Annotated in this window: 22 protein-coding genes; 14 read left to right on the top strand and 8 right to left on the bottom strand. The window is 56.3% G+C overall.

Annotated features, from left to right (window positions below; all coding sequences use genetic code 11):
- The first annotated feature begins 15 nt into the window (after nt 1-15).
- The 9 genes from mlaD to J122_RS05325 all read left to right on the top strand — a co-directional run bounded on the left by mlaD (nt 16) and on the right by J122_RS05325 (nt 7302).
- Nucleotides 16-465 (top strand): outer membrane lipid asymmetry maintenance protein MlaD, encoded by a 450-nt coding sequence (gene mlaD, locus J122_RS05365; RefSeq protein WP_061331525.1) that lies wholly within the window; start codon nt 16-18, stop codon nt 463-465.
- Between the two features lie 31 nt (nt 466-496).
- Complete coding sequence (locus J122_RS05360; RefSeq protein WP_061331524.1) at nt 497-1150, top strand: phospholipid-binding protein MlaC; 654 nt, start codon at nt 497-499, stop codon at nt 1148-1150.
- Complete coding sequence (locus tag J122_RS05355) at nt 1147-1464, top strand: lipid asymmetry maintenance protein MlaB (protein ID WP_061331523.1); 318 nt, start codon at nt 1147-1149, stop codon at nt 1462-1464. The genes J122_RS05360 and J122_RS05355 overlap by 4 nt, the downstream gene beginning before the upstream one ends.
- Before the next feature lie 60 nt (nt 1465-1524).
- Complete coding sequence (locus J122_RS05350; protein ID WP_061331522.1) at nt 1525-1773, top strand: BolA family protein; 249 nt, start codon at nt 1525-1527, stop codon at nt 1771-1773.
- A gap of 19 nt (nt 1774-1792) precedes the next feature.
- Complete coding sequence (murA, locus tag J122_RS05345; protein WP_061331521.1) at nt 1793-3055, top strand: UDP-N-acetylglucosamine 1-carboxyvinyltransferase; 1263 nt, start codon at nt 1793-1795, stop codon at nt 3053-3055.
- A gap of 26 nt (nt 3056-3081) precedes the next feature.
- Entirely contained in the window at nt 3082-3741 is a 660-nt protein-coding gene (gene hisG / locus J122_RS05340) for an ATP phosphoribosyltransferase (protein ID WP_061331520.1), read from the top strand.
- A 243-nt stretch (nt 3742-3984) separates the two neighbouring features.
- The gene (hisD, locus tag J122_RS05335; RefSeq protein ID WP_061331519.1) at nt 3985-5289 is read left to right on the top strand and encodes a histidinol dehydrogenase; all 1305 of its coding nucleotides are present in this window, start codon (nt 3985-3987) and stop codon (nt 5287-5289) included.
- Nucleotides 5282-6343: a histidinol-phosphate transaminase gene (gene hisC / locus J122_RS05330; protein ID WP_061331518.1), complete on the top strand. Its 1062-nt coding sequence runs from the start codon at nt 5282-5284 to the stop codon at nt 6341-6343. Before hisD ends, hisC begins: the two co-directional genes overlap by 8 nt.
- A 215-nt stretch (nt 6344-6558) precedes the next feature.
- Nucleotides 6559-7302, top strand: a complete 744-nt coding sequence (locus tag J122_RS05325; protein ID WP_061331517.1) for a Nif3-like dinuclear metal center hexameric protein — start codon at nt 6559-6561, stop codon at nt 7300-7302.
- A gap of 225 nt (nt 7303-7527) precedes the next feature.
- Here the strand turns inward: J122_RS05325 and J122_RS05320 are convergent, their stop codons facing one another.
- Nucleotides 7528-7965 (bottom strand): YhcB family protein, encoded by a 438-nt coding sequence (locus tag J122_RS05320; RefSeq protein WP_058092005.1) that lies wholly within the window; start codon nt 7963-7965, stop codon nt 7528-7530.
- A gap of 276 nt (nt 7966-8241) precedes the next feature.
- Here J122_RS05320 and zapE point away from each other — a divergent pair, with 276 nt between their 5' ends.
- From zapE to J122_RS05295, 5 genes are all read left to right on the top strand, one after another.
- Nucleotides 8242-9339, top strand: coding sequence for a cell division protein ZapE (gene zapE, locus J122_RS05315; RefSeq protein ID WP_227510113.1), 1098 nt, complete (start codon nt 8242-8244; stop codon nt 9337-9339).
- A 242-nt stretch (nt 9340-9581) separates the two neighbouring features.
- Nucleotides 9582-10766: a thiolase family protein gene (locus J122_RS05310; RefSeq protein ID WP_061331515.1), complete on the top strand. Its 1185-nt coding sequence runs from the start codon at nt 9582-9584 to the stop codon at nt 10764-10766.
- 220 nt (nt 10767-10986) lie between these two features.
- Nucleotides 10987-12879 carry a DUF1302 domain-containing protein gene (locus tag J122_RS05305; RefSeq protein WP_061331514.1) on the top strand — a complete coding sequence of 631 codons (1893 nt, stop codon included), beginning with the start codon at nt 10987-10989 and terminating at the stop codon, nt 12877-12879.
- Nucleotides 12880-12912: 33 nt separating this feature from the next.
- Nucleotides 12913-14274, top strand: coding sequence for a DUF1329 domain-containing protein (locus J122_RS05300; protein WP_061331513.1), 1362 nt, complete (start codon nt 12913-12915; stop codon nt 14272-14274).
- Nucleotides 14275-14547: 273 nt separating this feature from the next.
- On the top strand, nt 14548-17223 hold the full coding sequence (locus J122_RS05295) for a helix-turn-helix transcriptional regulator (RefSeq protein ID WP_227510107.1): 2676 nt from the start codon (nt 14548-14550) through the stop codon (nt 17221-17223).
- Here the strand turns inward: J122_RS05295 and J122_RS05290 are convergent, their stop codons facing one another.
- The 7 genes from J122_RS05290 to tsaA form a co-directional block, all read right to left on the bottom strand.
- Nucleotides 17224-18120 (bottom strand): acyltransferase, encoded by an 897-nt coding sequence (locus J122_RS05290; protein WP_061331511.1) that lies wholly within the window; start codon nt 18118-18120, stop codon nt 17224-17226.
- Nucleotides 18121-18152: 32 nt separating this feature from the next.
- Complete coding sequence (locus J122_RS05285; protein ID WP_061331510.1) at nt 18153-19079, bottom strand: glucosaminidase domain-containing protein; 927 nt, start codon at nt 19077-19079, stop codon at nt 18153-18155.
- An 85-nt stretch (nt 19080-19164) separates the two neighbouring features.
- On the bottom strand, nt 19165-21384 hold the full coding sequence (locus tag J122_RS05280; protein ID WP_061331509.1) for a hypothetical protein: 2220 nt from the start codon (nt 21382-21384) through the stop codon (nt 19165-19167).
- Between the two features lie 129 nt (nt 21385-21513).
- Entirely contained in the window at nt 21514-22080 is a 567-nt protein-coding gene (locus tag J122_RS05275) for a YfaZ family outer membrane protein (RefSeq protein WP_058089894.1), read from the bottom strand.
- A gap of 166 nt (nt 22081-22246) precedes the next feature.
- A complete protein-coding gene (gene yacG, locus J122_RS05270; protein WP_058089895.1) occupies nt 22247-22435 on the bottom strand; it encodes a DNA gyrase inhibitor YacG in 189 nt (62 codons plus the stop codon).
- 34 nt (nt 22436-22469) lie between these two features.
- Complete coding sequence (locus J122_RS05265; RefSeq protein WP_061331508.1) at nt 22470-24824, bottom strand: hybrid sensor histidine kinase/response regulator; 2355 nt, start codon at nt 24822-24824, stop codon at nt 22470-22472.
- 43 nt (nt 24825-24867) lie between these two features.
- Nucleotides 24868-25617, bottom strand: coding sequence for a tRNA (N6-threonylcarbamoyladenosine(37)-N6)-methyltransferase TrmO (tsaA, locus tag J122_RS05260; protein WP_061331507.1), 750 nt, complete (start codon nt 25615-25617; stop codon nt 24868-24870).

The following is a 25617-nucleotide window of genomic DNA, read 5'->3' as shown; positions in this document are numbered from 1 at the left end:
TTCCGGGAGCCTCTCATGGCACAACGAACAACAGAAATCATCGTCGGTCTGTTTATTATCGCCGGGCTGGCAGCCTTGCTGTTCCTGGCGTTGCAGGTCAGTGGCCTGTCCCCCAAGGCCGCTGGCGCTACCTACAAGCTCCACGCAAACTTTAACGATATCGGTGGGCTGGCGCCCCGGGGCCGGATATCCATGGCGGGTGTGACGGTAGGCACCATTGAGTCGATCACTCTGGACCGGGAAACCTTTCAGGCCAGGGTGACCATGTCTATCCACAAAGACGTGGATAACATCCCGGCGGACAGTGCAGCAGTAATACGTACATCCGGAATTCTGGGGGAGCAGTACATTGATATCTCCATTGGTGGGGATCTTGAGTCCTTGAAAGAAGGCGATACTTTCTATTCCACCCAATCTGCCATGAATCTGGAACGGATGATCAGCAATTTTGCCTCGGGCCGTTGAGGCAATGGGAATAAACGCACAGGAGACTGCAATGCTTGTTTTGAAACAACGCCTTATACTGATATTTGCCCTGTTTGCAGTAGGGCTTGGCCAGGCCTGGGCAGGGCCGGAAGAAGAGCTCAGGCAGTATGTGGATGACAATACCCAGAAGTTGGTAAAAAAGCTTCAGGCGGAGAAGGGGCTCTACGCATCTGACCCGGAAGCCTTTTACGCGAGCATGGATGAAACCCTTGACCAGTTTGTGGATTTCCGTCGCATTGCGGCTCGGGTAATGGGCCGCTACGCCCGGCAGTCGACGCCAGAGCAGCGCGATGACTTTGTCGAGAAGTTCAAGCGCAGCCTGTTTGACAGTTATGCCCAGGCGTTGGTGTCGGCCGATGATTTCACTATCCAGGTGAAAGAGGCGTCCATCATGGCCCAGAACAACGATCGCGCAACCGTGCAGATGGAAGTCGTCACCTCCTCCGGTAATCGCTATCCCGTCACTTATTCCATGTACCGCAATGCCGAAGGTCGGTGGATGATGGAAAACGTCATCGTTGAGGGTATCAATATCGGCCTGGCTTTCCGCGACCGCTTTGCCCAGGAAATGGAGGCTAATCGGGGCCAGATTCAACTGGTCATCGATGGTTGGAGCGACGCGGTGGAATCGCTGAACCTGGACGAGGAAATTGACCAGTCATGACCAGTGACGCGCCTGCGGTCATTTTGGATGGCGTTACTTTGCGGGTAACCGGATCGGTTGATGCCGATTCGGTGATTCCGTTGCGCAAACAGGGTGAACAGCTAATCAACGGCGCCCAGAGCTTGCTTACGGTCGACCTTGCCGGGCTGGGCACCGCCCACAGCGTGGTGCTCTCTATGCTCCTTTGCTGGCATCGGCTGGCGCTCAGTCGGCAAGTATCCCTTACCTTTGAAGGCGCCAGCGACCGCCTATTGTCGCTGGCTGCGCTCAGCAATCTTAAAGATCAGATTCCCGGATTTGCCTCACACAGCTGACCGGCGCCCGGGAATTGGTTACAATTCCGCCCCTGATTTCAATACAGCCGAGGAATCCCTATGGACGCCGCCCAGGTTACCGATCTAGTAAAACAAGCACTGCCCGATTGCGAGGTGCAGGTGCAGGTTGATGGCAACCATTACCTCGTGGTCGCGGTGGGTGAGGTATTCGAAGGCCTGCCAACCATCAAACGGCAGCAAATGATTAACAAGGTACTGTTCCAGCACATCATGGACGGCACCATTCACGCCCTTCACCCGAAGGCCTACACCCCGAGCGAGTGGGCCGAGCGGCAGGCCAACGCCTGAACCGAACAGGACAGATATTGTGGATAAACTTCTGATCAGGGGGCGCAAGCCTCTGGATGGCGAGATTCGCATCTCCGGTGCCAAGAACGCGGCGCTGCCGATTCTGGCAGCCACCCTGCTGGCGGATGAGCCGGTGACCGTTGGCAACCTGCCGCACCTGAACGACATCACAACGATGATCGAACTGCTTGGCCGGATGGGTGTCGAGCTGCTGATAGACGAGAAGATGAGTGTTGAGGTTCACGCCAACACCATCAAGCATTTTCATGCGCCCTATGAGCTGGTGAAAACCATGCGCGCCTCTATTCTGGTGCTGGGCCCGTTGGTGGCGCATTTTGGTGAGGCAGAAGTTTCCCTGCCTGGCGGTTGTGCCATCGGTACCCGCCCGGTCAACCTGCACATCCACGGCCTGGAACTGATGGGCGCGGATATCAAGGTTGAGAATGGTTACATCAAGGCCAAGACCAACGGCCGTCTGAAAGGTGCCCATATCTTTATGGATACGGTGACGGTAACCGGCACCGAAAACCTGCTGATGGCTGCAACCCTGGCTGAGGGTAAAACCATCCTTGAAAACGCCGCCCGTGAACCGGAAGTGGTTGACCTGGCCGAGTGCCTGATTGCCATGGGCGCTGACATCAAGGGCCATGGCACCGCCACGATCGAGATCAATGGCGTAGAGCGACTGCACGGTTGCCACTACAACGTGCTGCCGGATCGGATTGAAACCGGTACCTATCTGGTGGCTGCGGCCGCCACGGGCGGCCGGGTGAAGCTTAAAGATACCCGCGAAGACCTGCTTGAGGCGGTATTACTGAAGCTGGAAGAAGCAGGTGCCCATATCACCACCGGGCCGGACTGGATTGAGCTGGATATGAAGGGTAAGCGCCCGAAGGCGGTTAACCTGCGCACGGCGCCATACCCCGCTTTTCCGACGGATATGCAAGCCCAGTTTGCGGCGATGAACGCCGTGGCCGAGGGCACGGGGACGATTGTAGAGACGGTCTTTGAAAACCGCTTTATGCACCTGCAGGAGCTTATTCGCATGGGCGCGGATATCACTCTGGAAGGTAATGCCGCCATCATTAAAGGTGTGGGGCATCTGACGGGCGCGCCGGTTATGGCCACGGATCTGCGAGCCTCGGCCAGCCTGGTTATCGCTGGCCTGGTGGCCGATGGCGACACCATCGTAGACCGCATTTACCACATAGACCGTGGCTATGAATGTATTGAGGAAAAACTGCAGCTGCTGGGCGCAAGTATTCGCCGTTTGCCGGCATAATGAACCAACGGGACCCGGAAAGACCCATGACAGATTCCATCACCATCGCCTTGTCAAAGGGACGAATTCTCGAAGAGACCTTGCCGCTGCTGGCTGAGGCCGGTATTGAGCTGGTCGATGACGTGAAGAAGTCCCGCAAGCTGGTGTTCCCGACCACAGACCCGAACGTGCGGATTCTGATTATCCGTGCCACCGATGTGCCCACTTATGTGCAGTATGGCGGGGCCGATCTTGGAGTCACGGGCAAGGATGTGCTGATGGAGCACGGCGGGGAAGGCCTGTATGAGCCGCTGGATCTGAACATTTCCCGCTGCAAGCTGATGACTGCGGGCAAGAAGGGTGAGCAGCCGCCGGCCGGGCGAATCCGGGTGGCCACCAAGTTCGTCAATCTTGCGCGGCGTTATTATGCGGCTCAGGGGCGGCAGGCGGATATCATCAAGCTCTATGGGGCGATGGAGCTGGCGCCGATTCTGGATCTGGCGGATGAGATTGTCGATATTGTGGATACGGGCAATACTCTGAAGGCCAATGGGCTGGAGCCTCGGGAGCTGATTGATCATATCAGTTCGCGGTTGGTGGTTAATCGGGCTTCTATGAAGATGAAGCATGGGCAGATTAATCCCATCATAGAGAAGATGGCGGTTGCGGTGGATCGCCGTCGTGGTTCGGGTTCGGGTTCGGAGTAAGGCTTCCTTCTTTTTGGGAGTATGTCAGCCCACAGGGAAGGCCTTCCAAAACACGCTCCTTCGGCACATCCCTGTGACGCTTGGGCTCCGCCATCCATGGCTCCGCACAGTTTTGGAAGGCCTTCCCTGTGGTCTTCCGCATACTTTTGAGTTCGGAAGCCCCAAACATCGTTGAAAATACCCCGAACTGCTGGCGGGTAATCCGGCAGAAATCAGTATTCAATCCAACGCAGGATTAACGAGATGAACGACAGAATCACCAGACTGACGACAACCCAGAGCGACTTTGACAGTGCGCTGGCCAAGCTGTTGGCGTGGGATGACAGTGTTGACCATCAGGTGAATGAATCGGTTCGGCATATCCTGCGTGAGGTGAAAACCCGCGGCGATGCGGCGGTTCTGGAGTTTACCGAGAAGTTTGACCGGTTGAAGGTCGGCTCCATGGCCGAGCTGGAGATGGACAAGAGCCGTCTTCAGGAAGCGTTGGAGCGGATTCCTCAGGATCAGCGGGTGGCTCTGGAGAAGGCCGCTGAGCGGGTTCGGGATTACCATGAGCGGCAGGATCAGAAGTCCTGGCAGTATGAAGACGAGGACGGGACGATTCTGGGGCAGAAGGTGACGCCGCTGGATCGGGCGGGGCTTTATGTGCCCGGCGGTAAGGCAGCGTATCCGTCTTCGGTGCTGATGAATGCCATTCCGGCGAAGGTGGCGGGTGTCGGTGAGTTGATCATGGTGGTGCCGACGCCGGATGGTGTGGTGAACGACATGGTTCTCGCGGCGGCCGCGATTGCCGGAGTTGATCGGGTGTTTACGCTCGGGGGCGCGCAGGCTGTGGCGGCGTTGGCCTACGGTACTGAGACTGTGCCGGCAGTGGACAAGATTGTCGGCCCTGGCAATATTTTTGTGGCTACGGCCAAGCGGGAAGTGTTCGGGGTTGTGGGTATCGATATGATTGCCGGCCCGTCCGAGATTCTGGTGATTTGCGATGGCAAGACAGACCCGGACTGGATCGCTATGGATCTGTTTTCCCAGGCCGAGCACGACGAGCAGGCCCAGAGTATTCTGATCAGCCCGGATGCGGCTTTTCTGGATGCGGTGGAAGCCAGCATCAACAAGCTGCTGCCGACCATGGAGCGGGAGGAGATTATTCGCACGTCCATGATTGGCCGTGGTGCGCTGATTCACGTGGCCGATTTGAAGGAAGCGGCGGAAGTCTCCAATCGGATTGCTCCGGAACACCTGGAACTGTCGGTGGAAGATCCGCAGGCGATGTTGGACGACATTCGCCACGCCGGCGCCATTTTTATGGGCCGTTACACCGCTGAAGCCCTTGGTGACTACTGCGCCGGCCCGAACCACGTGCTGCCTACCAGCGGTACGGCAAGGTTCAGCTCGCCGCTGGGCGTTTACGATTTCCAGAAACGCTCCTCCCTGATCGGCTTCAGCCCCGAGGGTGCCGACCGGATGGGGCGGGTCGCCTCTGTGCTGGCGCGCGGTGAGGGCCTGACTGCTCACGCCCGTTCAGCGGAGTACCGTATCAATGAGTAAGTTCTGGAGCGCGCTGGTCAGCGAATTGCAGCCGTATGTGCCGGGTGAACAGCCGAAAATGGCCAACCTGGTCAAGCTGAACACCAACGAAAATCCCTTCGGGCCATCCCCGAAGGTGATTGCCGCCATTCAGTCTGAGCTGAATGACAACCTCCGCTTGTACCCGGACCCGGAAGGGCAGGCGCTGAAAGAAGCGATTGCAGCTTATCATTCGGATTACGGTATTTCCGCCAAGCAGGTGTTCGTGGGTAACGGTTCCGATGAGGTTCTGGCACACATCTTTCAGGGCCTGCTCAAACACGATAAGCCCATCCTGTTTCCGGACATCACCTATAGTTTCTACCCGGTGTACTGCGGCCTGTATCAGATCGAAAGCGATGTCATCCCATTGACTGAAAGCTTCGAAATCAACCCGGACGATTACAAACGCCCCAACGGCGGCATCATCTTCCCGAACCCAAATGCTCCGACTGGCCGTTACCTGGGCCTGGAGCACGTCGAAGATATCCTTAAGTCCAATCCGGACAGCGTGGTTGTGGTAGATGAAGCATACGTAGACTTCGGTGGGCAGACGGCTATTTCACTGGTTAACCAGTATCCGAATCTGTTAGTCAGCCAAACCTTGTCCAAGGCCCGCTCTCTGGCTGGTCTTCGGGTAGGCTTTGCCGTGGGTAATGAGGAGTTGATCGAAGCGTTGAATCGGGTAAAAGACAGCTTCAACTCATACCCGCTCGATCGCCTTGCTCTGGTTGGCGCGATCGCCGCATTTGAGGACCTAGAGTGGTTTGAGAAATGTTGTGGCGGTGTGATTGAGGAGCGTGAACGCGTAACCTCTGAACTGGAGCGCCTTGGCTTTGAAGTTCTGCCCTCAAAAGCAAACTTCGTCTTCGCCCGTCACCCGAGTCACGAAGGTGCCGATATCGCCTCCAAGCTCAGAGAGCAAGGTATTATCGTTCGTCACTTCAACAAGCTGCGCATTGGCGACTTCCTGCGAATTACTATTGGCACCGCTGAACAAAACAATGCTTTGATCAAGGGGCTGGATTTCCTCTAGGCTTTCGCCGGGGCTGAACGAGGAATCGGCGCGCATAAAGTCTGGAGCGAGGGGCCGGAGGGGCTTTCCAAAAATGTGCGGAGCCACGGATGGCGGAGCCCAAGCCGCACATGGATGTCTCGAGGCGTTTTTTGGAAAGCCCCTCCGGCCCCTTGCTTTGCAATAAGGCCTGAAGCGCCGATACCGAAAACTCCGAATCATGGAGGTTCAATATTATGGCAACCCGTATAGACATCCTAAAGAAGATTGATGAATGGCTACAGCCGGAGAACTTTCAGGACTACGCCCCGAACGGCCTGCAAGTAGAGGGTAATGAGAACGTAGCGACCATCGTTTCCGGAGTGACAGCATCGCAGGCGTTGATCGACGAAGCGGTGAAACAAAACGCCGATATGATTTTGGTTCACCACGGCTACTTCTGGAAAGGTGAAGATCAGACCATCCGCGGCATGAAAAAGAACCGCATCAAGCAGCTGCTGGATAACGACATCAACCTGGTGGCCTACCACTTGCCGCTCGATGACCACCCTGAATACGGCAATAACCGCCAACTCGCCAATGTCCTGAATATTCAGAACCCCACGCCGATCGGCGGACTGGTTTGGCAGGGCGAGCTTTCTGAACCAATGACTCCGGAAGCGTTCGGTCTCCACATCGCCAGAGCCCTTCACCGGCAGCCCCTTCATGTTGGTAGTGGCCCCGAAAAAATCAAAACCGTAGCCTGGTGCACCGGTGCTGCCCAGGGGTTTATTAATGCAGCGCTGAATGCAGGGGTTGATGCTTACATCAGCGGGGAAATTTCAGAGCCGACCACTCACGCTGCCAGAGAGTGCGGAATCCATTACTTTGCAGCGGGCCACCACGCCACAGAGCGCTATGGTGTCCAAGCGCTGGGAGAGGCGTTGGCCAGGGAGTTTGAAGTGAAACACCAGTTTATTGACTGTGATAATCCTGTCTAGTTTCTTGGCTTCTTCAATGGAGAGCAGAGTCATCGTAAGCAGGGTAGAGGCTCGCTGAGGGATCTGGTGGTTGGGCTGGGGATGGCTTTCCAAAAATTTCGAAGGCCATGGATGGCCTGAGAGAAGCGCACATGGATGTGCTCGTAGCGGTTTTTGGAAAGCCATCCCCAGCCCAACCAAACTCCGCTGGCAGATGGCTTGTACCGTACTTGAAGACCTCGGTGATCAAGCAGACCTCTTGGTACCATCCGCATTCAGGCCATAGTCCTCGGCCAAGGTACCCTTGTCTTCAGGGTCGGCTTTTGGGGCATAATCCCGTGGTGGCTCTGAGTTTTCATCACTGCCGTGCTCCAACCGGCCAGAGCCGTCCTGTCCAAGCTCCTCCAGCCAGTCCTCATCATTGCAAAGCCGGTTTGCGCCGCGCGCCATATGCTGATTTACATCGCGATAAGCATCATTAAACCGGCGCAGCAGATGCGCAGACTCCATGAAATGCTCATTAACCTGTGCCTGATAGCGAGTAAACTCACTGCGCAATTCTTCAATTTGCTGCTCTGCCCGGCGCTGCCGGAGCGTTGCTCCCTGGCCTGAACGGCCCACCAGAATCCCGATGACAATGCCAACCACCAACGCGGCTACCGCCGCCAGAATCAGGTTTGTCATATAATAACGTCCTTTCGTTGCATGCGAGTGAGCTATTCCTCATTCAAAGAGTATAACTCCCCTGACTGATTGAGCCCATGGCCAGGCACTGAGCGAATCGTCGTATTGCCCTGGCGTCCCGTCTGGCTAAGGAATAAGCCAGACGGGACGCCAGCACCCGCCCGGCGTGGCGAAACAGTGCGAAATAAGCGACAATACCGCGCCGAAAATCCAACACCATTACAATCCCGGGAAACCCTGATGACAGCAGCCATGTCTTCTGAAACCGTCGCGAACCTGAGCCCTTGGGAACGTTACCAAAAGGATCTTGAACGCCCGGACTTTCACAAAGACCCGGCCCAGGAAGATGCCATCCGCCGCCTTCAGGCACTGTACGACAAACTGGTCGATGCCGAAAGTCAACGCCACAAAGGTCTGGCAAAACTGCGCCGTAAATTGAAGAAAGGCAAAGAAGACCCAGTCAAGGGGCTCTATTTCTGGGGTGGTGTGGGCCGCGGCAAGACCTATCTGATGGATACCTTCTACGAGGCATTGCCGTTTGACCGCAAGATGCGGGTGCATTTTCATCGCTTCATGCAGCGGGTTCACAATGAGCTCAAACAGCTTAAGGGCGAGAAAAATCCGCTGGACAGGGTGGCCAAAAAGTTTGCCGATGAAACCCGCGTTATCTGTTTTGATGAGTTCTTTGTCTCCGATATCGGTGATGCGATGATCCTCGCCACCCTGATGGATGGCCTGTTTGGTCGCGGTGTTACCCTGGTATGCACATCGAACATCGTGCCTGATGGCCTCTATAAGGATGGCTTGCAACGGGCCCGTTTCCTGCCGGCTATCGAGCTGGTGAAGAAACATACCGACGTGGTGAACGTCGACGGCGGCGTGGACTACCGGTTGAGAACCCTTGAACAGGCTGAGCTTTACCATTGCCCGCTGGACGACCAGGCCGATGTCAGCCTGCGCACCAGCTTTGATGCCCTTGCCGTCGAGGCGGGCAAGCACAGCAAAACCATGGAAATCAACGGCCGCAAAATTCCGGCCGAGGCCCACGCAGATGATGTGGTGTGGTTCGATTTTAAATCCGTGTGTGACGGCCCGCGGAGCCAGAACGACTACATCGAAATGGCGCGTCAGTTCCACGCCATCATCATCAGCAACGTGCCACAGCTGGGTAAAAACAATGACGACCAGGCGCGCCGATTTATCAACATGATTGACGAGTTCTACGACCGAAACGTCAAGGTCATCATCTCAGCCGCTGCCCCGATCACCGAGCTCTACACCGGCGGCCGCCTGAGCTTCGAATTCGAGCGCACCGAATCCCGCCTGCTCGAAATGCAATCCCGGGAATACCTGGAAGCGCCCCATAAGCCATAGGGTCTGTCAAAGGGTCTGTCCCCGAACGGGGACTGACCCATTTTGGACTCCAGCTCCACAAAAGAGGTCTGTCAGAGGGTCTGTCCCTGAGGGGGACTGACCCATTTTGGAATCCAGCTCCAAAAATCAGTGCGGTTACAGGGTCTGTCCCCGAATGGGGACTGACCCATTTTAGAACCCAACTCCAAAAAGAGGGCCAGTCCCCACCCGGGGACAGACCCGTTACCAAGAGAGGTCACAACATGAGCCAAGACAACGTAGTCATCGTAAGCGGCGTACGCACTCCCATGGGCGGATTTATGGGCAGTCTCGCCCCGGTCTCAGCCCCTGAACTGGGCGCCATCTCCATCGCCGAAGCGGTCAAGCGCGCTGGCCTGCAGCCCGCCGATATCCAGGAAGTCATCATGGGCAACGTGCTGCCTGCCGGCCTCAAGCAAGGCCCGGCCCGCCAGGCCATGCGTAAGGCCGGCTTGCCTGACAGCACCGGTGCCACCACCATCAACAAGCTGTGCGGCTCCGGCATGAAAGCGGCCATGCTGGCCCATGACCTGATCAAGGCAGGCACCAACGACATCATGGTCGCCGGTGGTATGGAAAGCATGTCCAATGCACCTTACGTGCTGCTTGGAGCCCGCCAGGGCTATCGTATGGGGCCCGGGCAGGCTCCGCAGGATCATATGTTCCTGGACGGTCTGGAAGATGCGGAAACCGGTCGCCTGATGGGTTCCTTCGCCCAGGAAATGGCAGACAAGAAAGGCTACAGCCGGGAAGACATGGATGAGTACGCCATCCAGTCCCTGACTCGTGCCAAGAAAGCCATCGAAGAAGGCTTGCTGAAAGAAGAAATCATCCCCGTCACTGTAAAAACCCGCAAAGGCGAGGTGGTGGTGGAAGACGACGAGCAACCCCATGCCGCCAACATCGAAAAAATCCCGACCTTGCGCCCGGCATTTGCAAAAGATGGTACCGTGACCGCAGCAAACGCTTCATCTATTTCTGACGGCTCCTCCGCTCTGGTTCTGATGCGTGAATCCGAAGCCCAGAAGCGCGGCTTGAAGCCGATGGCCCGTATCGTGGCCCACAGCACCCAGTCCCAGCACCCGAGCGAGTTCACCTGCGCCCCGGTGGGAGCCATTGAAACCCTGTTCGCGAAAACCGGCTGGACCAAAGACGACGTTGATCTTTTCGAAATCAATGAAGCCTTCGCCATGGTTGCCATGATGCCGATCAAAGAACTTGGCCTGGACCCGGCCAAGGTGAATGTGCATGGCGGCGCCTGCGCCCAGGGCCATCCGGTCGGCTCCACCGGCTCCCGTCTGCTGGTCACGCTGATGCATTCATTGAAGCACTACGGCAAGAAAAAAGGCGTTGCCGCACTGTGTATTGGCGGGGGTGAAGCCACCGCCATGGCCATCGAAGTTCTGTAACACAGTCAAAGTGGTTGCACTCCCGAATCTTGTCTATAGTGAGGGAGTGCGAAAACACGGCTAAACGGAGAGTGACAGCAAAATCATACTTTTGACTGATCAAAGCCCCCAAAGGCCTTAGCTATAGTGCAAGCATCAGGGCACTGTATGCACAGCCGCCAAGACACCAAAATCAGAACAACCGAGCAGCGACTCAGAACAACAACGGAGTAGCCTTCCAATGACAAGAAAAACTCAACCGTGGCAGCGTTGGACCAAGTTACCGCTTGCCGTCGCCATAGCCGCCGGCGTGTCCGCCCCGGCCTCTGCTATCTCCTTTTATGTGGGAGATGTTGAAGCGCAGTTCAATACCACGTTGTCAGCTGGTGTGGGTTGGAGAACTCAAAGCCAGGATAAGCGCCTGATTGGCCAAGGCAACCTTGGCCCTGAGTATACTCCGGGGCAGCCGCTCGAGAACATCGGTGCGTCTACCAACAACTATGATGACGGCAACCTGAACTTTGACAAAGGCGATACCTACTCAAAGATTGTTAAGGGTAACAGTGAACTGTTCCTCGATTACTCTGTAGACAGCAATGTGCTGACTCGTGTGGGTGGTCTGGTACGTGGCCGTTACTGGTATGACTTCGAATTGAAAGACGAAGGTCGGGCGACTGACGATGTCGGGCAGCAGCGTGAGCTTAACGACCGCGCCAAGGCCAATGCCTCTGGTGGTGAAATTCTGGATGCTTACATTTTTACTGATTGGTACTTCGGCAATATGCCTGTCAGTGCCCGTTATGGTAAGCAAGTGGTTAGCTGGGGTGAAAGTACGTTTATCCAGGGTGGTATCAATACCATTAACCCGATTGACGTTCCTGCCTTCCGCGCCCCGGGCGCCGAGCTGAAAGATGCTCTGTTGCCGGTAGAAATGTTCTATGTGTCGGCTGGCCTTACTGATTCTATCACTGTAGAAGCCTTCGTTCAGGCTGACTGGGATCCGGTTCGCCCGGATGACTGTGGCACATTCTTCTCAACCAACGACTTTGCCGCTGACGGTTGCGGTCCGGTATTGTTGGCTGGCCAACTGCCTGACTCCCAGGCGTTAGCGCAGGGCTTTGTTGCACCGCGTCTGGCTGATAAAGAAGCAGATTCCAAAGACCAGTTTGGTGTGGCGCTGCGTTGGTACGTACCAGCACTGAACGACTCTGAATTTGGTTTCTACTACATCAAGTACAATAGTCGCCTGCCCTATGTAAGCGGCCTTGTGAGCAACCCGGCGTCGCCCAGTGCCACGCAGCAGAACGATCCGAATCTGCCGAATTCCACTTTTCCAAGTTATTTCATTGAGTACCCTGAGAACATTAATCTTTACGGTATCAGTGTGAACACTACCACTCCGGGTGGCTGGTCATTGGGCGCTGAGTATAGCTTCCGGGACAATGTGCCGCTGCAGTGGAACGCGTTTGAGTTGATCTTTGGTGGTCTTCAGCAGCGTGGGCCGAATGGCGAAGTGCTGAGTGGCCTGGAGCGCCAGCGCCTTGCAGAATCCAATAACGCCAACCTGGCTGGCAAGCCTGTAGAGGGCTATGATCGCTTCAAGGTGTCTCAGGCACAGTTTACTCTGATCAAGTTCTTTGATCAGGTGATGGGCGCAAGCCGTATGTCTCTGATCACCGAGTTTGGTGCAACCTATGTGCACGACCTTCCCGATACATCAGAAGCTCGATACGGTCGTTCTGGTACCTTTGGCATTGGCGCTCTCCCGCTGGATTCCGGTGCGGACTTTTGTGCGCTTGGTGCAAACATCAACACCAACTACTGTAACAACGAAGGGTTCACCACGTCCTTCTCCTGGGGCTACCGTTCCCGCCTGGTGTGGGACTACCCCAACGTTTTTGCAGGCATCAACCTGTCTCCCCAGCTGGCGTGGAGTCATGACGTGAAAGGTTATGCACCGCAGCCCGGTGGAGCCTTTAACGAGGGCAACAAATCCATCGGCCTGTCTCTGGAAGCGGTTTACCAGAACAAAATCACCGGTAACATTGGTTACACAAACTTTTTCGGTGGCAAGCCGTATAACGAGTTGACCGACCGTGATTTCGTGAGTGCTAGCGTCTCTTACTCATTCTGAACCGGACCGAATTCGTTTAACGAGGTAATTTAAATGAAACTGAACAAGAAACTACTGGCCACAGGCGTACTGGCTGCAAGTCTCTTTGCGGGCCAGGCCTGGGGCGCGGTTTCTGCTGAAGAAGCAGCCAAACTGGGCGATACTCTGACACCGATGGGTGCGGAGCGCGCAGGCAACGGTGGCGACATCCCTGAGTGGACAGGTGGCATGACCACCCCGCCGGCAGGCTATAAGGGTGATGGTATTTATGTAAACCCATTCCCGAACGAGCAGCCAAAGTTCGTCATTGATCAGAGCAACATAAGTCAATACGAAGACAAGCTGTCCCCTGGCCAGATTGCCATGATTCGGCAGTACCCGAATTACAAGATGCCGGTTTACACCACGCATCGGACGGCAGTCTACCCTCAGGACATCATGGATGAGACGGTAAAGAACGCTACTCGTTCCGAACTGATCCAGAATGGTAATGGTATTGGTAACTATGCCAATGCTACTCCGTTCCCGATCCCGCAGAACGGCCTTGAGGCGATCTGGAACCACATTACCCGTTATCGTGGCGGGTCTGTTCAACGTAACGTTGGCCAGGTTACACCAACCACTAATGGTGCTTTTTCTGTGGTCAAATTCCAGGACGAGCTGACCTGGAACCGTTACCTGTCTGACTATCAGGAAGGGCAAGACGACAACGTTCTGTTCTATTTCAAGCAGGCCATTACCGCTCCGGCCCGACTGGCGGGTAACGTTCTGCTGGTACACGAGACCCTGGATCAGGTGAAAGAGCCTCGCCGTGCGTGGATCTACAACGCCGGTCAGCGTCGTGTTCGTCGCGCTCCACAGGTGGCTTACGATGGCCCGGGTACCGCGGCTGACGGCATGCGTACCTCTGATAACTTCGACATGTTCAACGGCGCTCCCGATCGTTACAACTGGGAACTGGTCGGCAAGAAAGAGATGTATATTCCTTACAACTCTTACAAGCTTGTTGATCGTAACCTGAGCTATAGCGACATCATCAAGGCTGGTCACATCAACCAGGACCTTACCCGTTATGAGCTGCATCGTGTGTGGCACGTACGGGCCACCCTGAAAGACGGTGAGCGTCATGTGTATGCCCAGCGTGACTTCTACCTGAACGAAGACTCCTGGCAGGCGTCGGTCATTGATCATTACGACGGCCGCGGCGAGCTGTGGCGTGTGGCTGAAGCCCATGGCATGCAGTTCTACGATCAGGATGTGCCCTGGTACGCCATCGAAGTTCTGTATGATCTGCTGTCTGGTCGCTACCTCGCGTTGGGTCTGACCAACGAAGAGAGCAATCCGTACAGCTTCGGTGTTAGCCGCCAGTCACGGGACTACACGCCGGCCGCGCTGCGCCGTGCAGGTACCCGATAACAGGCGAGTTTGGCAGTAACTGAAAACGGCGGGCCTTTGGCCCGCCGTTTTTTTGTGGCCGTAACCGAACTTTTGGTGTTAAAAATTCGCCACTGACAAACTTTTTACACGTCAAAATTTTGCAGCTCACCCCACCTTTGGTTTAACCTTCTTCCAAGCAACTCATACTAAAGGCGTACCCGATGCAGGACGCCAAGCCATAATCCGTGAAAAGAAGATTCTTTTTACGCCGGCCTGTTGATAGCAGGAAGCCGGTTTTAAATGGGGCAGTGCGTGAAATCCTATAATGATGGCTGTGCAGCCAACGATGAATTTCAGTCCGCCAACAATGGCCTTGCGCATGGAGAGCTTGTGCGAGACCTTCTGGAGCAAAGGCTTCAGATGCCGGCAATTCCTGTCTCCAGGCTAATCCGGCCAGAGCTGGACCAGCAGATCCTGGCCGCTATGTCGCCAGGACATCTGTTGTTTCTGGAGGCGCCCAGTGGTTATGGCAAAACCCACTCCCTGGTCAGCGCGCTCAATGCTGCGCCGGATGCCAGTATTCGTTGGGTTACACTTAACGGCGGTGACAACGCCCCTTCTCGTTTTCTCTCACTGTTGGCCACGGCCCTTGGTCTGTCTGAGGTCTCAGCGCCAAATGGCGGTACTTTCCAGGATCATCTTTCTGTTCTTCTGGTCACCAAAGCCCGACAGAAGGAGTCCAATCGGGATGTACTGGTTCTGGATAATCTTCATCATCTGACGAACCCGGCTGTGGTGGGATTACTCCATCAACTGGCTACGAACATTCCTGGCAACCTGGCGGTGGTGATGGCATCACGTTTACCCCTGCCGTTTGAGAGCCACACGCTGGATCTGCAGGGTGTCTACCAGCACTTGTCTGTGGATCGCCTCGAGTTCTCCCGGTCGGAAACGTTCGAGTTTTTTCAGCAAGCACGTGATGAACGCCTGATTACCAGTGTGGCCATCGACCACCTGTACAACCTGACGGAAGGCTGGCCAACCCCATTGGCCCTGTACCTTCGTGAGCTCGCTCGTGGCGATGAAAGAAAGCCGGTTCACGAAACCGAGTCCGTGGAACGGTTTATCAAGAGCACCGTGCTTGCGCCGTTGGCGCAGTCACAGGTTCGCAGTTTGCGAGTGATGGCGGAACTCGAAAGCTGTTCAGATGAGCTGTTCCTGACACTGGAGGGCACCACCGCAGAGCCGGATATGCCGCCATCGTCGGCGGCGGAACGCGGATTGCCATTAAAGCAGGTGCCGGGGAGGGGGCGTTGGTATCGTTTGAACCCATTGCTCCAAGCCTGGTTACAGGCGCCCATGATGGGCGGTTATGCCACCCGTATGTTGATGGCAAGCCGTTGGTTTGGGCAACGGGAGCAGTTTCCGGAGGCGCTAAAGTACGCCTTGCTGGCGGGTGAAAATGATGAAGTCATACGCATCGCGTCCGAGGGCACCGAGGCACTGCTGTTGGGGCAAGACACGGCGTCGTTGCTGACGCTGCGACGAAGCCTGCCTGCCCAGTTGCTGGAGCGGAGTGCTAGGCTGCGAATCGTCTACGGCTGGGTTCATGCGATTGGTGGCCAATTCCGCCAGGCGAGAGAGTTGCTCGAATCGTTCAGTGTGTCAGATCTAAGAGAACAGGAAGCCCGAATATACGCCCTTAAAGCGTTTATCCTTCGTGGTGAGGGCTTTGTGGCACCTGCGCTTGAGATGGCTGACAAGGCGCTGGCGACGGGAGGCTTGTCTACCCAGGCGCAACTGGTGACTCAAATTGTCAGGTCCAGTGCGTTATGCGCTGGTGGGTACTTTCAGGCAGCGCGGGATGCCAATCGAACCGCTGCAAAGTTGGCTCGGGAAGCTGGCGACTCTGGTTCTGAAGCACTGGCAGTCTATGCTCACGCCAGGATTGAGCTGGGCAAGGGTGCTCTGGGCCATGCAGAACAGCTTTTGCGAACCGGGCTGGATACCGCCATGCAAGAGCTCAGTCGGCCCGCCCGTATTGGGGAAACACGGTTACAACTGAATCTGGTTCTGGTGCTCTGGCATAAAGGGCGTCTGAAAGAGGCCGATCGCCTGTTGGTGAGCTGTGCCCGGCATGCGGAGCAAACTCGTGATCTGGGGCTGCTGCTGGCTATGGCGTTGAGGGTTCTGATGTGTCGGGCTCAGGGCCGTATGGATGACGCTTTTGTATGGATTGGCCGTGCCGAACGAACCATGCATTCCTGGCAGGTTGACGAGTCTGTTTACCTGCCGGTACTTGAAGCGCTGAAGGCGAGCTGTTGGTTGGCCTGCGGTCAACCTGAGAGCGCCTCTCAGGCGATGACAAAGCTGGCACCTTTCCGTAAGGACGGCTGTGTTCCTGAACTGTTCCCGATGATTCCGGGCTTGCTGGACTGTTTGCAGGTGCGGATTGATCTGGTGAACGGCGACCTGATTCGGGCCAGGGAACATCTCTCTGCTGTGTATCACCGGTACGAAGACACCTTACCCTGGGGGCTTCTGCTTCATGCGGGCCTGCTCGATGCGGTGCTCCTGACGGAAGAAAAAGGGCTGCCTGCTGGCAGGCGACAGCTGGAAAGCGTCGTTCGGGAGGCCGCCAGGGAACACTTCATCAGTCCTTTCGCAGAACTGATGCAGGAGCTACGCCCCCTCATGGAAAAGACCTTCAGGGGGTTGGAGAAATGTCCCTTTACCAGTGCGTTGGGCGAACTGTTTGGTATCGAGGGCGCGGTGGTGGTTGCCGATGCGCTCGCGGAACCAATCAGTGACCGGGAGCAGGGTGTTCTTGAGTTGATTGCCAAGGGCCTGTCAAACCAGGAAATCGCAGACAAGCTGCATATCTCGCTGCATACCGTGAAAACCCATGCCCGAAGAATCAACGCCAAGCTGGAAGTGAAGTCCAGAACCCAGGCGATTGTTCGAGCCCGGGAGTTGGGTCTGCTGTAATTAGCCCCCGGCCTTCAGCTCCTCAATCCGGGCGTCTTTCTCTGCCCATATCTCGCTTATCCAGCGCTGGAAGTCCACGCGCAGCTCCCGGTTACCCTCGTAATCCATGCCCAGAAACCGCTCGGGTACCTCCCGGGTGCGAATGTCGATAATGATTTTGTCTACCCTGCCGCACAGGTAGTCCCAGATTCCAGGCGTTCCTTTAGGGTAGACAATGGTCACATCAAGCATGGTATGAATCATCTCGCCCATGGCGCCAAACACGAAAGCTGTTCCACCGGCGCGGGGTTTCAGCAGGTTTTTATAGGGTGAGTTCTGGCGGGCCTGTTTTTCTGTTGTAAAGCGGGTGCCTTCCATAAAGTTGAAGATGGTCACCGGCGTGTAGCGAAATTTCTCACAGGCAGCTCGGGTAGCTGCAATGTCTTTGCCTTTCAGTTCCGGACGCTTGGCGATCTGCTCTTTGGTATGGCGATGCATGAACGGAAAATCCAGCGCCCACCAGGCGACGCCTAGCAGTGGTACCCAGATCAATTGCTTCTTGAGGAAGAATTTCAGCAGGGGAATCTTGCTGTTCAATACGTACTGAATCGCCGGAATGTCTGTCCAGCTCTGGTGGTTACAGGTCACGAAGTACCAGTGCTTGCGGCTGAGTTCCTGAGCGCCCCGAACGTCCCATTCAACTTTGTGGAACAGTTTTACCAGTGTGTTATTGAAGCCTATCCAATACCAGGCGATGCCATTGACGATCACAGTGCAGACCTTACGCACGGCCGTGACCGGGATCACCAGTTTGATGATGGCGAACAGCAGCAGGAACGGAAGGAAAACAATGGTATTCAGCAGGATAAGCAGAACCACCAGAACCCCTTTCAATGGGGCGGGCAGGAAATTGAGCATGGGCACTATCTCTGTAGGTTCAGATTGTAATGTCAGCCTTCAAACGGGCTGGCCAAGGCGCCTTCCGCGCCGGGAAGCAGCGCAGTATCTGCCTTTACTGAGGCCAGTTGTTTGAACTTGGCGGGGGTGCGCTCTCCCAACAAATTCCTGAATTCCTGATCATAGAACTCAAGGTTGTTGTAGCGAATCATGGAGCGAATCTCTTTTATATACTCCTCACCCCGTTCGGAATAGCCAAGTAGGCCTTCCGCCATTGCCAGCCCGGAAAGCGGCTGTTCCGCCTGGCGGTTCTGCAATCGGAGGTCTCTGACCAGTTGGTAGGTGGGGTGTCGGTTCAGGTTCTGGATATACGAGCGAACGGACTGATAGGGAGAGGAGAATTTTGCCACCTCATGGCTGGCCCCTTCAACACGGCTCAGGGGTACAAGACCACAGCCTTTGCTGAAGCACCACTGACCGAACAGGTTATTACCCTCAGTGGCAAAGCGAGACGTGCCCCAGGCAGATTCATTGGCTGCCTGGGCAAGAATCAGCGATGGCGGAATAACATCCAGGCGCTTTCGTAACAGTGCAAACTGCTCATCGCTCCCCGTTGCGGCGTCAACCCTGAGTCTCTGCGCCTGATCGGTCAGCCATCTTTCTTCCCGGTTTGAGAGCTCGGCTTTTTTGGCAAGCGACTCAAGGTATTCGCGCTCTAGCAGAATGCGGGAGTTGGCAAGAACAATCCGTGGGTAAAGAAACGAGAAGAACGCTACTTTACGTTCGGTGGCATCACGATAGACCGAAAAGTCGGGAAGGTCGTCCTCTGCCCAGGCTGGGAGGCGGGGAAGCGATGCCAGAACCACTTCATCATCACCGTTACCTTCACCAGAATAATCTGGTGGAACGTAAAGAGCACCGGCTACAGCGAACAGAGTCAAAGGAACAAACAGCATCAGCGCCCGGGTAACTGCAGTCATAAAACCTCTCATCTTTATGGGTATGTCAGGCGATATGACAGAAATTATAACAGGTTATACGAGAGCGTCCTGAGTATTGGTTCTGTTAGTCCGATTCCGGGATCACCGTGGCTATCAGTAACCCGGTCTGAAACTCGGGGCCGGTGTTATCCCGCAAGGTCAGAAATATCTGGTCACCTGTTCCTGTGTAGAATCCCGCGAGTGTGAGTTCGCCGCCGCTAAGAGTGATCTCGCCGTCTTCCGTTGCGGTGACGCCGAGTGAGGATGCCAGGCTGGCTTGCCTTGGCTCAGAGACGTTACTGGATGGGATATCGTGGTGAATCTCAAAGCCGGCAGCGTTAATGGTCGCGCCGCCTCCGTCGTCCAGTTCCAGCAAGCCGTTGTGGATCTGATGCATCCGACTGGTGTTATCGGTCATGGCGATGATAACCCCCTGAAGCCTGTAGCGGGCCGGCACCAGTGAGTCAGTGGGAGGCTGGCCGGCAATCACCAGGCCGTCGCCAAGGTAACTGTCATCCAGATTGAAGGCCATCAGTGAGCCGTCCGGGGTGGTGGCGCCAAGGCCCATGTCCGGTGTTCCACACTCTTCGCCGGGCTGGTCTTCATAGAGGGTCAACCTGCCCATATACTGGTCTGACTGGCTCAGGCGAGACAATCGGTTAGCCAGATTCCAGTCACCGGTTCCGGAACTTGCCTCTGCTCGCACCTGGCCATTACTGGCCCGGACAACCCGAAACTGATCGAGTGTCACCTCAGCTGCCAGCCGGTTGCCATCAGGGGTTTGGGTGTCCCAGGTGCCGTGCCCGGTTTCGAAAACCAGTGGGTCATCTTCATTGCCGAATCGGGGTGCGATATACACCAGGTTATAGCGTTGCTCTGCCAGTGTGGACAGACTGAAATCGCTGCTGCGCTCCAGGTGGAACTCAAACACAGAAAGGTAGTGGTCTTCCAAAGTGTCCTGGCGTTTGAGTTTGCCTCCCTCTTCCTGCAGCTCAATGGCTTTGCCGGCCGAGAAATAGCTGGTGAGCACGCGGTCCGGGCTGCTATCCGGCTCTGCCGGCGCGGAGGTGAATGCGTCCAGGTAATAGGGGTTTCGGGTCCAACCCGTGATTCTGCTGCTATCGCGGCCAGTCACACTCTGGTACAGGGCGCGGCCCGCCAGCAACCGGGCGGGGTCGATAGCATCAGCATTCTGGGCATCGCTTCGGGGTGGGGTGAGTGTGGCGGCCCCGGGAGCGCTTGAATGGCTGTTGCGCGCCCAAAGATCCGAACTCCGATTGAAGAATGTCTGGGAACCGCCGTTGTCAGTACCGTGAATGAGTGTTTGCCGATAGTACGGAATGTCGGTGGCCAAAGAGGTGACATTGATGTTGAACGCTTCAAAGGATGTGAGCGTGAGCGCTGGGTAAAGATAGGCGCTCCCGGTGGCGGTGAGCGCCTCTTCCTGGGCGGTACGGACACCCCATTGGCCGGCACCGAACGCATTGGATTCCCGGAAGGTCTGGCCAAGCTCCAGCCCCAGGAAGATCGAATTGTAATCGGCGGAACTGGCACGGACGGTGTCTGAGTTATCCTGGCCGAGCAGGGCATAATCTGCCATGGCAGCCACGTAGGCTTTGAAGTCGGCCCGGTTATCCAGCCGGTCGAGGGCGCTGGCAATACTCGCATTGGTGCCGATATCGATCTCGAAGTCATGTACCTGGTCCGCGACCGTGCCCCAGACGTACTTGTTCAGGCAAAGGCTGCTGTTAACACAATTCATGACCGTCTGGAAGTCGAAGGCATCGTAGCTCCCCAGCCCCTGCGCAACCAGATAGTGGGAAAACGGGTTTACCTTCACATCCCGGTCCGAGTCGGCGGCCAGGGCCTTGAGCGTCGTGCCGCGATAGGAGGCTTCGATAACAACATCGGGGCCGATGGGGACCCCATCCTCAAACGCAATGATCAGGTAACCATCATCGTCCGTGGCAGTTGAAAAACGCACCGTGCCAAGGTCTTTCCTGAGGGTATAGTCCGTACGGTAAACCTCGACACGGTCGGGCACCACAATCCGCAGATTCCTGCGCGTGGGTTCACCCTGCGGGGCAACGCTGGCCGGCACTTCCATGGTAACCCGGACTTCGTTCGGTCTCAGCCCGCGGGCGTTGTTGGAGTCGCCGGTGCTGCCAGGGCTGAAATCGTCCAGGGCATTGACGGCATTGCCGAACCGGTTGGGGATCTCCTTGACACCATCAATAGCGCTGTCGCCGCTGCAGGCGGTGAGTATCAGGGTGGCGGCCAGAAGGGTGGGGAGGTTCAATCTCATGCCAGACAATCCGTTGAGTAAGTATCCGGGAAGCCTAGCAACAAAAAGCGGGGGAGAGCGTGAGGAGTAGCACGAATCCGTTACCCCGCGAGTCGGCCGGGTAACGGATTCTGCATCGGTGAGAGGCGGTTAGAAGAAAATCTTGATGCCGGCCAGCACACCTTCATCCAGGTTGATGTCTGGGGAGCCGGCAAAGTCCAGCTCGGTGTTCAGGTAGCGGTAACCGGCAAACACCTCAGCATTACGAATTACACGATAGCTTCCGCGCAGTTCCAGGCTGGTCATGTCGTCGGAATCGCCGAATGACAGAATGGTTGGGGCGTAGTGGAGGCTACCGCTGAACGACAGGCCTGGTACGTCTGGCACATTCACGGTGGCAAAACCGCCAAGACCAACGGCGCCGCCATCCACATTGCGGCGGCGTTCATCATAAAAGACACCTTTGAGGCCTACACCGGCAGTAGTTGGCAGGTTGCCAATGGACGTACGGCCTTGCGCATGAAAGTCGAGGTTGCCGATATGGCGGCGGCTGTCACGGTAGGTGTAGCCTGCGCCCAGCTGAATATCGTTTTGCGCGCCGAAAAAGTTGACCTGGCCCTTTGCCGAGTTATTGGTCAGGCTCAGATCCAGATCAGCGGCGAACACAGGGGCGGCTGCCAGAGAAAGCGCCAGAGCGGAGATGCGGGTTACTTTCATGTTTACACCTTTATTGCTGTCGTTTGAGTTCAGACCGGCCGGAACTGCCGGCATCAGCGATAGTTATGACTGAGAGGATGGTAACGACCTGCCAACCGCATCACAACTTAAATGCCCGTAAGCCGTTGGAAAGGGTAGTCAGTCGGGCTGATGTGGCCTTGCTGATTCAGTGCCGGGTGGCTTCGTCGATCTGGTCGAGGTCATCCGGAGAAACGTTCTCGGCGGGTACCCGGTACTCTTCATTGGCCCAGGCGCCAAGATCAATCAGTTTGCATCGTTCGGAACAGAAAGGCCGAAATGGGTTGGTTTCCGTCCATTCGACAGACTTTTTGCAAGTGGGGCATTCAACATTCATATCAGAATCCGGGCTGTAGGTAACATGCCGGTGCTCAGGATTCAGCAGCGGCCTGGCAGTATTGTTCCAGTACTGCCCGTAGCATTTCAAGGTTGACAGGCTTGGCAACAAACGCATCCATACCGGCCGCCCGACAGCGTTCTTCGTCCTCTTCCATTGCGCTGGCGGTTAGCGCAACCACCGGCACCCGGGCCCGATGATGGTCTTCTTCCCAGCGGCGCAAGCGCCTGGTGGCTTCAAAGCCATCCATGCGGGGCATAACGCAATCCATGAATACCACATCAAACTGATGCCATTGCCAAAGGGCCGACGCCGCCTGGCCGTCGTTGGCAGTCATCACCTCACAGCCAAGCTTTTCCAGTAGCCGGCGTGTGAGGGTGCGGTTCACCGGGTTATCTTCAACCAGAAGAACCCGCATCCGCCCGCAGGGAATTTGCCGCTGTTTGACCGTGACATCGGTTATTGCCTGTAGCGAAAAGCGGGTCAGGAAGCGGCGTTCCTGTTTTTCGACATCCAGAAACAGCTGGTTGAGGATGGGGATCAGATACGATTCCCGCAGCGATTTGCTCAGGAAAGCGTCCGCCCCGGCCTGCCGAAAATGTTCGGCATCACCGCGCTGAGGATTGGATGAGAGAATCAGTAGTCGCATGTCGGCCCATTGCGGGTTACTGCGAATCTGCCGGCATAACAAATCGCTGTCCATATCGGGCACAAAACCATCAAGAATGATGGCGTGATATGGGTCGCCGGCATCGAAGGCCTGGCGTAGCGACGTCAGGGCCTCACCGGCGGCTTTCACTGCCTCGATCTGAACCTCATAGCGGGACAGCATTTCCAGTGTGATCTTGCGTGACAGTTCGTAAGAATCCACCACCAGGATCTTTCGCCCCCGGACCATATGGGAGTCTGGCCGAATACGGGTTGAGGCATCTCCGGCCGCCTGCAGGGTCAGCTCCACCCAGAACGTGGAGCCCTGCCCGGGGCGGCTTTCCAGATCCATGGAGCCACCCATCAGATCAACAAGCTGGCGGCAGATCGTCAACCCCAATCCCGCACCGGGCAGTTGCCGCTGGAACCGTTGGCCCAGCTGCACATAGGGTTCATACACCAGCGGGATGTCTTCGGGGTTAATGCCAACGCCGGTATCTTCAACCGCAAGGCGTAAGCGAACATTGCCCTCTTTCCGCCCGAGTACTTCTATGCTGATCAGCACATGGCCGGAATCGGTAAACTTGATGGCATTGGAGAGCAGATTGAGCAATATCTGCCGCAGCCGCACCGGGTCGCCGATCATCGCCCAGGGCAGGTTCTCATCAACCCGCATTTCAAGAGCCAGGCCTTTTTCCCTGGCCCGGGAACCCAGCATGTGGATCAGATCGTTGAGGGTTTCCCTGAGATCGAACGGAATGGCTTCCAGTTCCAGCTTACCGGCTTCCATACTGGAGATATCCAGCAGGTCATTGATAATGGCCGACAGGCTTTCAGACGCGTTAAGCAGTGTGCTGACATACTCCCGCTGTTCCTGATCCAGTGGGGTGTCGGTCAGAAGGTTGGCGTACCCCAACACCGACTGCAGCGGAATGCGCAACTCGTGGCTGACATTGGCCAGAAACTGGTTTTTGGCATGGTTGGCCCGAATGGCTTCATCGCGCTCGCCCTGGGTTTTGATCGTGGTCTGGCGCAGTGAGCGGGTGTCTTCCAGGATCTGCAGGCGCATCTTGTTGAGGGCCTGCTCAAGCTCTGACAGCTCATCCGGCCGGCGGGGCGGCTTTCGGCGTAACTGAAGTGGGTCAACCAGGGCATCGAGGTTTAGCTTGGCGGCGTAATCAGCCATGGTTTCCAGGTGCCGGGACAAGGTTACCCGAACGATCAACAACAGGCCGAGAGTGCCCAGCATCACCACCAGCGACTGGAACAACAGGTTCATCAGGGCCTGGTCCAGAACGTTCTCGTAGATTTGCTCAACGGAGGAAACAACCGTGAGTTCCCCGACCCGGCGGGGCTGGTCAAACGTGGATCGATTGAACTCAAGGGGAAATGTCTGGGAAATCACCCGGCCTTCCGGATATTGGCCAGTGCTGAATTCCTCACCCGTGGTGGTGATTACGCGGGCATACTGCACCGAGGGCATGGCCCGCATATCGTCGAGGCTGTTAGCCACCTCGCTGAAGTTCATTACCCAAAGGTTGGTGCCCATGCTGCCGGATATCAGCTCAACGGCCCGCTCCTGGCTCGACTGAAGTTCCGTTTTCTGGCGATCAAACTCGCCAATCATCTGCACGCCGGTCGCCACCAGAGACAGAATCAGGCTATAGAGCAGCACCCACCCCAGCAAGCGGAGAGCCAGCGGACGAACACCTAAACGCTTTAAAAACCGGTTGGAAAGCAAGGCACAAGTTCCCTGTGTCGACTACAAAATCACCAGCAGCAGTTTAACAGACGGATATCACTTCCACACGTATCTTTGAATCATCGTTCACAAACCGGAAACGTACATTGAGGTCATAAAGGTTGGCGCCGTAAATGCGCTCTTCATCTCGCCCGCGGCGAAAGGACGGCCTGGGGTCATAACTCACGACGTCTTCGATCAGCGCCCTCACATCCGGATATTCCTCTACTGGCAGGGTTGCCAGTTGCGCGGAGGCCTCAGGGCTGAATGCCACGTCGGCGCGCTCGGTGGGCGCAGACTCTGCCCAGCCGAGGGAAGCCTCTGGCACCGAATCGGCAAACGGCAAATAGGGTTTGATATCTAATATTGGCGTGCCTTCGATCAGGTCGTGGTCGCTGATGCGCAGAACCAGCTGCCCGTTTTTGCGAATCAACCCCTCGTTCCTGACCACGGACAAACCAAGGCTGTTCGGCCTGAAAGGCGAGCGACTGGCGAAGACGCCAATCTTTTTGTTACCGCCTAGCCGTGGGGGGCGAACCACCGGCCGCCACTCGGCGCGAATGGCCTCGTGGAACTGAAATGTAAGCCACAGATGACTGGCGGTTTCCAGGCCCCGAAAGGCGTCTTCCCGGTCAAACGGGCTCTGGATCAGCAGCTCGGCATGGGCATGGCGCGTAAGCCCTGGTTGGCGTGGCACCCCGAACTTGTCTTTGAAGCAAGAGCGGGTAATGGCAATGGGGGAGAGCGTGAGCGCTTCGTTTGCCGGTCGGGATTTGTGGCGTGGTCTGGTCAT

Origin of the sequence: Marinobacter excellens LAMA 842, assembly GCF_001574445.1 — a bacterium.
Classification (GTDB): Bacteria; Pseudomonadota; Gammaproteobacteria; order Pseudomonadales; family Oleiphilaceae; genus Marinobacter; species Marinobacter shengliensis.
The sequence above is the reverse complement of the archived record's forward strand: the minus strand, read 5'-3'. Positions and strand labels throughout refer to the sequence as shown.